Below are 12,613 nucleotides of genomic sequence, written 5' to 3'. Positions count from 1 at the left end.
TCAACGCATGTTCTTTATTTATTACATTAAGTATAGCGAGTTTCACCGGTTTGTCAACATTCTTAAAAGACTTGGATGCCTTCACGATCAATAGATAATTGTTCAATTTGGGCACGTGAATCTAACGCATGTAACAATTTCATTGTTTTTTCCGTCTTATCTTCTGGCGTTAGGATAAGAATAGTTGGGCCTGCGCCACTTAAATAGCAACCATATGCCCCTTCTTCTCTGCAGATTTGGCGAATATCTGCCAAATGAGGCACGAGTTTACCACGATAACGCTCATGCCAGCGGTCTTCTTGCATCATTTGCCCAGCTAATGGTAAATTGCTGTTTAAAACGGCGGCAATCATCACATTTGCGATTGCACTAGCTTCTACCGCTTCTTTATAAGAAAAAGAGTCTGGCAACACACTACGGCTTTCGCTAGTTAATAATTCGGTATTTGGAATAAATGCAATAATGTCACATTCTGGAAAATAATGTTTGACATATGGTACGCTATCTTCTTTTCGTTCATTAAAATGACAAGCTACCACAAAATCACCAGTAATTGCCGGAGCCACATTATCTGGATGTCCTTCAATTTGAGTTGCGATTTCAACTTTACGCTTTTCTGATAAATTCAGATTACCTAAACGATTGGCTAATTCAATTCCGGCAACAATAACAGAAGAACTACTCCCCAACCCACGAGCTAATGGAATATCCGAGGTCATTTTTAATTTTTTCGGTGTTAGTGTAGGCGCTAATTTCAATGCAATTTGGAGTAATAAGTTAGTCTCATCCGTAGGAATTTCTGCCCCCAATGTATGTTGGATTTCCCAAGAGTCACTATCTTCCAAGACTTCAACACATAGATACATTGATAACGCAATACCACATGAATCAAAGCCTGGACCTAAGTTCGCACTTGTAGCTGGAACACGAATTTTCATTTTTTAAGCCTCCATTACACGCATTCTTCTTTCTAGTGTACCTTTATTAGCAACTGCTTCTTCCACTGCTGCTAGTTGCAAACGATTGATTGGTGCAGTTAAGACAACAATGCGACCATTGGTATCCACTACTTCTTTCGCTGTTACTGTTTCATTTTGTAAAATAGTTTGTAGGTCTTCTTGTCCAATACCTGTCACAGCCAAATAGTAGCTTGCAATCACTTGCTCATCTGGTGTTAGAGCTTGTGGACGACGGTATTCATTAAATTGAGGTGCTGAAATACCCAAACGTTCATTTTTCGCAATCGCAACCAAATCAGAAATAACACTAGTTGCAGTTGGTAATGAACCTGCTCCTGGTCCATAAAACATCGATTGACCAATACCTGTGCTGTTGATAAATACCCCATTGTATTCATTTTTTATAGAGGCTAGTGCATGAGTCTGTGGTACTAAAACCGGACCTACTGAAACGTTGACCGTACCTGCTGTTTTTACCGACTCACCAATCAATTTAATTTCATAACCAAACGCTTGCGCTTGCGCTACGTCTTGATCAGACAACCCACGAATTCCTTGGATCTCTAAATCAATCAACGCCACATCCATACCATAAGCAAACTGTGTTAAAATAACCATTTTATACGCAGCATCAATCCCATCTACATCATTAGTTGGATCAGATTCTGCGAAGCCTAATTCTTGTGCTTGTGCAAGTGCTTCTTCATAAGATGTACCATCTTCTAACATTTTAGTTAGCATATAATTGGTTGTTCCATTGACAATCCCACGAATATTCGTGATTTCATCCGCTAAATAATTAGCAGTTAATGTTCGCAAAATCGGAATGCCTCCAGCAACACTTGCTTCGTAGAATAAAGATACGTTGTTTGCTTTGGCAATTTCAACTAATTCGACGCCATGCTGTGCCATTAAATCTTTGTTTGCTGTTACAACATGTTTGCCGTTTTCTAAAGCAGCTGTAATGAATTCTTTGGCAGGATGAATTTTCCCAATTAATTCAATCACTGCATCTAATGATGGATCTTCGACAATTTCACTTAATTCAGTGGTTAATGTCAATTGAAATTCTTTTGCAAAAGCTTCTTTGTCTTCGCCTGGTCGAATCAAAGCTTTGACAATTGAAACTTCGACTCCTGTTTGTTCTTTAATTTTAGCTTGTTGTTCAGCTAATACTTTTACCGAACCACTTCCGACCACGCCTAATCCTAAAATGCCTACACGTAATTGTTCCTTCATAAAAACTCCTAACTGAAAGTGCGATTAAAACACGTTCATTTTTTTCTCATAATTTCTTTTAGCATACCAAAATTTCACTCAAAACAAAAGGACTTTCCATTGCTGAAAGTCCTTTTGTTTCACAAATGATGAATGTGCTTGAATGTTTGTTCTAAAATATCAAGAACATGGTGATCATCTAGACTATAATAAATCGTTTTTCCTTCACGTCTAGACTTAACAATACTATTTTCTCTCAATAATTTTAATTGATGCGAAACAGCAGATTGTTCCATAAGAACTGCTTGAGCAATCGACGTAACATTTTTTTCGCCATTTTTAAGGGTCAGCACAATTTTTAAACGCGTCATATCACTTAGCATTTTAAAAATACGACTGACACTTTCAACTTCTTGAATCGTTGGATTTTCCATGTTTTCCTCCTCTTTCAAAAACGCTAGGACGACTATCTTCACGATAATTGTCCTAGCGTTTTGTAATAGAATGACGCAACAACTCGGAAGATTCCTGTAGTTAGTATACTACTATGCGCCTGTAATTTCATTGATTGCTGCTTCTAAGTCAGCAATTTTTTGAGTAGCGCTGGCAGCATCTTCTGCTTTTACGCCAATATAGAATTTAATTTTTGGTTCAGTTCCTGAAGGTCGGACAGCAATCCAGCTTTCATCTTCTAACACATATTTCAGTACATCAGATGGTGGTGTCGTCATCTCTTCTGAAGAACCATCTGCTTTTTGACGTGTTAATAATTTGAAGTCCTCCGTTTGAGTGACTTTCATTCCAGCAAACTCTGTTGGTGCCTTTTCACGGAATGTTTTCATCAAAGCTTTGATTTTAGCGGCACCTTCTTGTCCACTCATTGTAACAGAAATGGTTTTCTCAGCAAAATAACCATATTCTTCAAAAATCTCTTGCAATGCGTCATAAACAGTTTTACCTGCTTTTTTGTAGTACGCAGCAACTTCTGCAAATAATACTAACGCTTGAATCGCATCTTTATCACGTACAAATGGTTTTACTAAATAGCCATAGCTTTCTTCAAACCCAAACATAAAGGTATGCGAATGATCTTCTTCAAATTGTTGGATTTTTTCTGCAATAAATTTGAAGCCAGTCAAGACATTAAACATGGTTGTACCATAACTTTTAGCAATCGCTGTTGGCAATTCACTTGAAACAATTGATTTCAATACAGCTGCATTTTCTGGTAGTGTTCCTGCTTGTTTATGTGCTTCTAAAATGTAGCGAATTAAAATCGCGCCAATTTGGTTACCACTTAAAACTTGATACTCGCCATTTGGTAAGCGGACAGCTGCACCTAAACGGTCTGCATCAGGGTCAGTTGCAATTAATAAGTCTGCGCCTTCTTTTTCACCTAAACGAATCGCATACTCAAAAGCAGAATGCTCTTCAGGATTTGGTGATTTCACAGTGCTAAAGTTTGGATCAGCAACCGATTGTTCTGGTTCTAAAATAAATTGTTTGAAACCAGCTTGTTTAAGTGCTTTTTCCCCAAGCATTTTACCTGTTCCGTGTAATGGCGTATAAACTAATTTTAGGCTATCTCCCATTTCGTCAATCAATTCTTGGTTAATTGTGACAGCTTTGATTTCTTTTAAATACGCATGGTCTACTTCTTCACCGATAATGTTAATCAGTCCACTGTGTTTAGCTTCTTCTTCAGTTAAAACCGGAACCTCTAATGGGTTATCGATTTCACGTACAAAACGAGTTAATGCATCTGCATCTGCAGGTGGCATTTGTCCCCCGTCTTCGCCATATACTTTGTATCCATTATAATTTGATGGGTTATGAGAGGCAGTAATCATAATTCCTGTAAATGTTTTTAAGTAACGTACAGCAAACGACAATTCAGGAGTTGGTCGTAAGCTTTCAAATACATAAGATGGAATATCGTGTTTCGCTAATGTTTTTGCAGCCTCCATTGCAAATTCAGGAGAAAAATGTCTTGAATCATAAGCAATTGCTACGCCTCGGCGACGAGTATCTGGATCTTGAGTATTCATGAAACGTGCCAGACCTTCTGTAGCTTGACGAATGGTATAAACGTTCATTCGATTAATACCTGGGCCAAGAACACCACGCATTCCCGCTGTTCCAAATTCTAAAGGTGCGTAAAACGCATCTTCCAATTCAGTTGTTTGTCCGTCTAATTCTGCCAATTGTTTCTTTAAATTGTCTTCAAGGTTTTGATGATTTTTCCATTGAGCGTAAGTTTCTTCCCAAGACATACAAAACACCTCTTTCAAATTAATTTTTCATTATTAGTATATCATTATTGATTAAGGACTGAAAGCCTTGTCGGAGTAATTCATTAAAAAAATAGAATGTTATCTAAATGACAATTTTTCATTGTTTTTTCAGATAACATTCTGCATTTTTTCTTATTTATTTTGCATCTTTTTGTGCTTCAATGTAGTTAAAAACTTCTTGCCCTGCAATACTACCATCACCGACAGCAGTGGTAATTTGACGTAGATTTTTTTCACGAACATCCCCAACCGCATACACACCAGGAATCGATGTACGCATGTTATCATCTGTTAAAATCCAACCTTCTTCATTGGTAATACCTGCTGATTGGAAACCTTCAGTCAATGGGTCTAAACCAACATAGATAAAGATACCGTTCGCTGTTTCTTCATGAACTTCACCCGTTTTGACATTTTTGACTTTCGCGCCAGTTACAACCATTTCATTCCCAACAATTTCTTCCACGACAGAATCCCATAAGAAAGAAATTTTTTCATTCGCAAATGCTCGGTCTTGGATAATTTTTTGGGCACGTAATTCGTCACGTCGGTGAACAATCACCACTTCAGAAGCAAATTGAGTTAAATAAATCGCTTCTTCTACTGCTGAGTCTCCGCCGCCAACGACTAATAATTTACGGTTTCGGAAAAACGCCCCATCACAAACTGCGCAATAAGAAACACCACGTCCTGCAAATTCATCTTCACCAGGAACTTCTAGTTTGCGATGCTCACAACCGGTTGCTAGAATAATCGTTTTTGTTTGATAGACATTGTCTCCAGCAACGACTTCTTTATAGTCTCCGCAGTCTCTAATTTCATCAACAATGCCATATATATTTTCTGCTCCAAATTTAATAGAGCCTTCGTACATTTTTTCTGCTAACTCTGGACCCAAAATCATCTCAAAGCCAGGATAGTTTTCCACTTCGGCGGTATTATTCATTTGTCCACCCGGTGCTCCACGCTCAATCATTGCGACTGATAAATTTGAGCGAGATGCGTATAGCGCAGCTGTCATTCCAGCAGGACCTGCACCGATTACAATTACATCATACATTTTTTTCCCTCCGATTGTTCAAGTACTTCATACTTTACTGCCTTCTGTTTTTTCTGTCTAACGTTATGCTTGAAAATATGATTGACTTTTCTTTCTTATACTGTACAATTTTTAAGACATTACAAATACTTACTATAAGAGAGGCACACGCTTTTGACAAGAAAAAGATTTTTTAACGCATCAGATAGTGAACTTTTCTTTCTCAGTTGGCCTATTTTCATTGAACTATTTTTACGAGTGGTTATTGGAAATATCAACGTCTGGATGATTTCTCACTATTCTGAACCTGCTGTTGCGGCTGTAGGAGCATCCAACCAACTATTGAATTTATCTGTTTTTATTTATGGATTTATTACTGTCGGAACACAAATTATTATCGCTCAGTTACTCGGTGCAGAAAAGCATAAGGAGATTAAAGGTGTCATCCAGACAGCGCTATTTGGTTCTTTCGCTATCGGTTTACTCATCAGCTTTGTTTTTCTATTCTTTTCAACCCCTTTATTGCATTTTATGAATTTAGATGCTGAATTAATCGCCATTGGAAAAAGCTATTTACAAATCTATGGCGGGAGTTTATTTCTTTCAGCAATTACAGCGGTAGTGATTGCTGTCTTACGTACACATAGCTTCACAAGACCTGCTTTGCTTGTTCCAATGGCTGCTAGTATTTTAGCTGTTATCGGGAATTATTTTGCCTTATACAGTCCCTTCGGTTTGCCAAATTTCGGTGTGACTGGTTTGGCTTTTGCCAGTGTTTTCGGAAATACAATTGGTTTAATTATTGCTTTGTTTCTATTAAATAGGCATATTGGTTTTTCGATTTTTTCTATTCGATTAAAAAAAGTTTCGCTGCCTGTCCTAAAATCAATTTTAACTTACGGGCTACCTTCTTCTGGCGAATCCCTATCTTATCAAGGCGCACAGGTCGTCGTGACAATGATTGTTGCTTCCTTAGGTTCTAGCGTATTAATTGCCAAATCTTATATCACGGCTATTTCACAATTTGTTTATTTAGTAGCTGCAGCAATGAGCCAAGGCAATCAAATTATGATTGGGCGAAATGTCGGCGCAGGTCAATTTGATCGTGCCTCAAAACGTGGCATGCGGACAGTCATCATTGGGGTTGGTGTCACCTTATTTATTTGTGTGATTACCTATTTATTCATTGAACCAATCATGGGCATTTTTACTACGAATCAAGAAGTTATTGCAATTTCCAAAAATGTTTTCCTTGTAGAAATCGTGCTTGAATCTGTTCGAGCAATCAATATGATATTAGTTGGTGCCTTAAATGCGAGTGGAGACGTTAAATTCCCGCTTATTTGTAGCTTGTTGGTCTTATGGGCGATTAGTCTACCTTTTTCTTATACCTTAGCTATTGTAGCTAAAATGGGCTTATTAGGAGTTTGGGTCGCTTATGCTATTGATGAAGCATTGCGAAGTATTCTCATGATTCGACGATGGCGTTCAGGCATCTGGCAAACAAAATCCGTCATTCAAACGGATAATCAAGCAGAAACTGTACAAATTTAAAATCTATTAGCAAACGAAAACACGAGGCAACCCTCGTGTTTTTATTTTGCTAAGTTCTCTCCATTGGAGGCAATGACTTGTTTGTACCAGTCAAATGATTTTTTCTTCATCCGTTTCAATGAGCCATGACCATTATCATCCATATCCACGTAGATAAAACCGTAGCGCTTTTTCATTTCACCTGTTCCAGAAGACACAACATCAATACAACCCCAAGGCGTGTAACCTATTAAATCAACACCATCTAATTCGACTGCGTCTTTCATCGCTGCAATATGTCGTGCAAAGTAATCGATGCGATAATCATCAATGATTTGTCCATCAATAGTCAGTTCATCAACAGCGCCAAACCCATTTTCAACGATAAACAAAGGTACATTATAGCGATCATATAAACGAGCTAATGAAATGCGTAGCCCTAATGGATCAACTGCCCATCCCCACTCGGATTCTTCTAAATAAGGATTTTTTACAGCTGGCATCTGATTACCACCTACATATTTCACATTTTCAGGATTAGCGGTTGATGCAGTCGACATATAATAGCTAAATCCAATGTAGTCCACTGTTCCAGCAGCGATGATGGCATCGTCTTCAGGTTCTTTGACAATGGTAATCCCTTCGCGTTCAAATTGTTTTATTTTATGAGCGGGATAATATCCTTTTACTTGTACATCAATATAAAATTCTTGTTCACGATTAAATTGCAGGGCTTCCAAAACATCTTCCGGGCGACTCGTCATTGGATAACTTGGAATATAAGCCACCATCATCCCAATTTGGAAATCAGGATTAATTTGATGCCCCAATTGAACTGCTTTTGCACTAGCGACAAAGAGATGATGAACTGCTTGATACTTACTTTGTGCTTCGCTACTATGAATGCCGATTTGCGTCCAACTTCTTAAAAAATTAATTTCATTGAACGTCATCCAGTATTTCACTTTCTCTTTATAACGTGTAAAAATCGTTTCACAGAAAAATAAGAAGTAATCAATTACTTTGCGATTTGACCAACCGTCATAATGATCAGCCAAATACATCGGAATATCAAAATGATTAATTGTCACAACCGGTTCAATGCCGTATTTCAAACATTCATCAAAAACCGCCTCGTAAAATTTTAACCCTTCTTCATTTATTTCATCTGTTCCTTTCGGGCAGATTCGTGCCCAAGAAATGGATAATCGGAAACATTTGAAGCCCATTTCTGCAAACAGTGCGATATCTTCTTTATAGTGATGATAAAAATCTGTTGCAACGTGACTTGGATAATATTTTTCTGGATCAACATACCCAACCGCACCTTCGGGTAAACTTTCAGAACGTGTCACTTCTTTAATCTCGCCTTCTTTGGTTTTAAACGTAATCATCCGCGGTTGATCTTTATTCCCGCCAGTAATGGCATCTAAGGTGCTTAAACCTTTGCCCCCTGATAAATAGCCACCTTCATATTGATTGGCAGCAGTGGCACCGCCCCATAAAAAGTCTTTTGGAAAACCCATAATTGTTCATCCTTTCAAAGAAAAGCCATGCAACAGGGCTTGTCACATGGCTTTTCTACATTATTAATTATTTGATAAATCTTCTCCGTTTGAAGCAATCACTTGTTTGTACCAGTCAAATGATTTTTTCTTCGTACGTTTTAACGTACCGTTACCTTCGTTGTCTAAATCAACGTAGATAAAGCCATAACGTTTTTTCATTTCACCTGTTCCGGCAGAAACAAGGTCAATACAGCCCCAAGTAGTGTAACCTAGTAAGTCAACACCATCTAATTCAACGGCATCTTTCATCGCTTGAATGTGTTGTGCAAGATAATCAATGCGATAATCATCTTCTACATAACCATTTTCATCTGGAGTATCCACAGCACCTAAGCCATTTTCAACAATAAATAATGGTTTTTGATAACGATCATAAATATCATTCATTGTAATGCGTAGTCCTAGTGGATCAATTTGCCAACCCCATTCACTTGCTTCCAAGTATGGGTTTTTAACAGAAGCAAAAATATTACCTGCTGTTTTTTCATTTAATGCTGGATCAGTTGTTGCTACGCGTGATGAGTAGTAAGAGAATGAAATAAAGTCCACAGTGTGTGCTTTAAGAATTTCCTCATCGCCTTCTTCCATGGCAATTTCAATCCCTTTGCGTTCTAAATCTTTTAAGAAGTACGCTGGGTATTCACCACGTGATTGGACATCGATAAAGAAGTAGCTTTCACGATCTTTTTTACGAGATTCAAAGACATCTTCAGGTCGACAGCTGTATGGATAATAACCACCTGCTGCTAACATACAACCTACTTGGTTTTCTGGATCTACTTCATGGGCAATACGTGTTGCAATAGCACTTGAAACTAACTCATGATGCGCTGCTTGGAATTTCACTTGCTCTTCGTTTTCGCCCTCTTCAAAGTAAAGTCCTGCGCCCATAAATGGTGCATGTAAAATCATATTGATTTCATTAAATGTCAACCAGTATTTTACTAAACCTTTATAGCGATTAAAGATGACTGTACATAATCTTTCGTAGAATTCCACCATTTTACGATTGCGCCAGCCACCGTATTCTTTAATTAAATGCATTGGGCAATCAAAGTGAGTGATTGTTACTAACGGTTCGATACCATATTTATGACATTCTTTGAATAAATCTTCATAGAATTTTAGACCTTCTTCGTTCGGCTCTGTTTCATCACCATTTGGGAAGATTCTTGTCCATGCAATTGATAAACGATAAGTTTTGAAGCCCATTTCACCAAATAAAGCAATATCTTCTTTGTAACGATGATACATATCAATCCCAACTTTTGCTGGATAATGATATCCTTCTTCAAAATCAAACATTTTTGTTTTTCCAGAAATAACGCCTAAGCGTTTTTCTCCAATTGGTACAACGTCGACGTTTGCTAAGCCACGTCCGCCTTCATTATATCCACCTTCACATTGATTGGCTGCCGTTGCGCCACCCCATAAAAAGTCTTTACGAAATCCCATTATTCTCTGCCTCTTTCTTTATTAAACTAATTCTTTTGCAATCTCATCTTTTACTTCAACGCCTTCATTTTCTAGACGCTCAATTGTTTCTTTAAATTGTGGTAAATGTGCTTTATGCGCAATAAACAATTCATTCATGACACGACGAGCTGTTTCACCAGAAGGTACTAATGGATTGATTGTAAATGCTTGTAATGCTGTACCATAATCACCTGTTACAGCAGCTTCAATAGTTAGTAATTCCATAGCTTTCATCACTTGCAACCAACCTTTTTCAGCTGTTGGTAATTCGCCAAAGGCAACAGTACGAGCACCGTCTGCGCCCACATAAGCCATCACTTCTACTACACAATCTGCTGGAAGATCTGGAACTGTCCCATTGTTTTTTGTTGAAACAACAATTTGTGTATTTTTATTGGCATAAATCGAAGCAATCGTTTCGCAAGCAGCATCTGAATAATGTGCACCACCACGTTTTTCTAATTGTTCTGGTTTATGATCTAAGTTTGGATCTTTGTATAATTCAAATAATTCTGCTTCCGTTTCTTTTACTTGTTGCGCACGAGTACCAATTGTCTTGTACTCTTCTAGTGCATGTTCCAACATTTCTTCTTGGCGATAGTAGTAGCGGTGGTAACCACAAGGAATCATCTTCATTTGATGTAATTGTTCTTTGTAGAATGGTACATCAAAGATATTTTTAGGTAAGCCATTGTCTTCTTCATACAAGCGATCAATGATATCTAATGTGACGTCATTTCCTTCTAAGTCAGCGACTTTGTGCCAGTGGAAATGATTGACACCTGCAAATTTGTAAATTAATTCATCTTCTTTTTTACCAATCAAGCCAGGTTCAACCATGATGGCACCAACTGGTACATTACATAAACCAATGACACGGTCCCATTTACCATAACGAACGATTGCTTCTGTTACCATACCTGCTGGGTTGGTGAAGTTGATTAACCATGCATTTGGACATAAGCGTTTCATATCTTCGACAATTCCTAAAATAATTGGAATTGTACGGAATGCTTTAAACATACCACCGGCACCGTTTGTTTCTTGACCTAACATGCCATAGTATGCAGGGATACGCTCATCTTTCACACGAGCATTCAATAAACCAACACGGAATTGTGTCGTCACAAAATCAGCATCTTTCAATGCTTCTTCACGATCTAACGTTAAATGAACTTTTACATCGTAAGGAGAAGCATCCCACATACGTTGCGCCATTTCACCAACAATTTCTAATTTTTCTTTTCCTGCTTCAATATCTACTAACCAAATTTCACGAATTGGTAAATCATCATAACGTTTGATAAAACCTTCCATTAACTCCGGAGTGTAACTACTTCCTCCACCAATTGTTACAATCTTTACGCCTTTTGTCATTTATCAATCGCTCCTTCGAATTTATTTACAACATGATTATCTATCATGTAAATACAATAAGCAAGATAGCGAAGCTTTTTTCCAACAAAATTTACAATTCTTTCTAAATAAAAGTGACCTTTTTGTAAATAGCGTTTACATTTTTGCTTTTTATTCTATTTACCGTTACAATTCATTTACAAACTTTAATAAAATTTCGTAAACAAAGAGGTGCTTCTATGCTACTTGTTGAAAAAATGCAGGAAACAAATTTTTCACCTGCCGAACAAAACTTGGTTGATTATATTCTTCAACAAAGTACGGCAATTGACGAACAAACAATCAAAGAAATCGCAACAGCTACGTTCGTCCATCCTTCCACTCTGATTCGCTTAGCAAAAAAATTAGGCTATCAAGGGTGGTCAGATTTAAAAACAGCATTCATTGAAGAACAACGTTACTTAAATAGCCATTTTGAAGCTATTGATCCCAACTTACCATTTAAGCAAACAGATGGTCTTTTGACAATTGCCCAAAAAATTGCTGCACTTGAACAAACAACTATTGAAGATACACTTTCGCTGTTACATTATGATCAGTTAAAAAAAGCAACCGAGCTTCTCGATTGCGCAAAGGAAATTAAAATCTTTACTTCAAACGCAAATATTTTAATCTCACAAGATTTCGCCCTTAAAATGCGACGATTAAAAAAACGAACAGCAGTTGCTGAAATTATTGGCGAACATGTATATGAGGCGCATAGTTGCGAAGAAACAACGTGTGCTATTTTAATTTCTTATACAGGTGAAAATCATATGCTTAAACAAATTTTGCCCGTATTAAAACAGCAAGGAGCCAGTGTAATTAGTTTGACAAGTATTGGCGAAAGTACAATTAGTCAAGCATCTGATTGCAATTTATCCATGACTACCCGAGAAAGACTTTACTCCAAAATAGGCAATTTTACGACATCGACGTCAATTTGTTATCTTCTGGATGTATTGTACGCTGCGGTCTTTTCAAAAAATTATCATCAGAACCTTACGCATTTAATCAATTTAGGTGAAGCCTTTGACAAACGAACCAGCACCTCACCTGTCATGGAAGAACCTCCGATGGCTTTACTTCAATTTACCGACTCCTTTTTACCTAACTAAAATTTAATTAGAG

Annotated in this window: 10 protein-coding genes and 1 other annotated feature (1 of these 11 cut by a window edge); of the genes, 2 read left to right on the top strand and 8 right to left on the bottom strand. The window is 37.5% G+C overall.

Annotated features, from left to right (window positions below; all coding sequences use genetic code 11):
* Positions 1–13, bottom strand: a binding site (T-box leader) (it extends 218 nt beyond the left edge of the window).
* A 49-nt stretch (positions 14–62) separates the two neighbouring features.
* From thrB to trxB, 5 genes are all read right to left on the bottom strand, one after another.
* Positions 63–938 (bottom strand): homoserine kinase, encoded by an 876-nt coding sequence (gene thrB, locus BAU17_RS02350; RefSeq protein WP_161901212.1) that lies wholly within the window; start codon positions 936–938, stop codon positions 63–65.
* 3 nt (positions 939–941) lie between these two features.
* Positions 942–2,198 carry a homoserine dehydrogenase gene (locus tag BAU17_RS02345; protein WP_161901211.1) on the bottom strand — a complete coding sequence of 419 codons (1,257 nt, stop codon included), beginning with the start codon at positions 2,196–2,198 and terminating at the stop codon, positions 942–944.
* 119 nt (positions 2,199–2,317) lie between these two features.
* On the bottom strand, positions 2,318–2,611 hold the full coding sequence (locus BAU17_RS02340; protein WP_161901210.1) for an ArsR/SmtB family transcription factor: 294 nt from the start codon (positions 2,609–2,611) through the stop codon (positions 2,318–2,320).
* A 111-nt stretch (positions 2,612–2,722) separates the two neighbouring features.
* The gene (locus tag BAU17_RS02335; protein ID WP_161901209.1) at positions 2,723–4,450 is read right to left on the bottom strand and encodes a phospho-sugar mutase; all 1,728 of its coding nucleotides are present in this window, start codon (positions 4,448–4,450) and stop codon (positions 2,723–2,725) included.
* Between the two features lie 157 nt (positions 4,451–4,607).
* Positions 4,608–5,531, bottom strand: a complete 924-nt coding sequence (trxB, locus tag BAU17_RS02330) for a thioredoxin-disulfide reductase (RefSeq protein ID WP_161901208.1) — start codon at positions 5,529–5,531, stop codon at positions 4,608–4,610.
* Between the two features lie 153 nt (positions 5,532–5,684).
* On the opposite strand from trxB, the gene BAU17_RS02325 reads away from it, so the two are divergent.
* A complete protein-coding gene (locus BAU17_RS02325) occupies positions 5,685–7,064 on the top strand; it encodes an MATE family efflux transporter (RefSeq protein WP_161901207.1) in 1,380 nt (459 codons plus the stop codon).
* Positions 7,065–7,105: 41 nt separating this feature from the next.
* Here the strand turns inward: BAU17_RS02325 and BAU17_RS02320 are convergent, their stop codons facing one another.
* From BAU17_RS02320 to BAU17_RS02310, 3 genes are all read right to left on the bottom strand, one after another.
* Positions 7,106–8,569, bottom strand: coding sequence for a family 1 glycosylhydrolase (locus tag BAU17_RS02320; RefSeq protein WP_161901206.1), 1,464 nt, complete (start codon positions 8,567–8,569; stop codon positions 7,106–7,108).
* A 63-nt stretch (positions 8,570–8,632) separates the two neighbouring features.
* Positions 8,633–10,066 (bottom strand): 6-phospho-beta-glucosidase, encoded by a 1,434-nt coding sequence (locus BAU17_RS02315; RefSeq protein ID WP_161901205.1) that lies wholly within the window; start codon positions 10,064–10,066, stop codon positions 8,633–8,635.
* A gap of 21 nt (positions 10,067–10,087) precedes the next feature.
* Positions 10,088–11,464: a 6-phospho-beta-glucosidase gene (locus BAU17_RS02310; RefSeq protein WP_161901204.1), complete on the bottom strand. Its 1,377-nt coding sequence runs from the start codon at positions 11,462–11,464 to the stop codon at positions 10,088–10,090.
* Between the two features lie 218 nt (positions 11,465–11,682).
* On the opposite strand from BAU17_RS02310, the gene BAU17_RS02305 reads away from it, so the two are divergent.
* Positions 11,683–12,600: a MurR/RpiR family transcriptional regulator gene (locus BAU17_RS02305; protein WP_161901203.1), complete on the top strand. Its 918-nt coding sequence runs from the start codon at positions 11,683–11,685 to the stop codon at positions 12,598–12,600.
* The last annotated feature ends 13 nt before the right edge of the window (positions 12,601–12,613 follow it).

Source organism: Candidatus Enterococcus willemsii (genome assembly GCF_009933335.1).
In the GTDB taxonomy this organism is placed as follows: Bacteria; Bacillota; Bacilli; order Lactobacillales; family Enterococcaceae; genus Enterococcus_F; species Enterococcus_F willemsii.
Note: the sequence above shows the minus strand (reverse complement) of the source record. Positions and strands in the feature narration are given on the sequence as shown.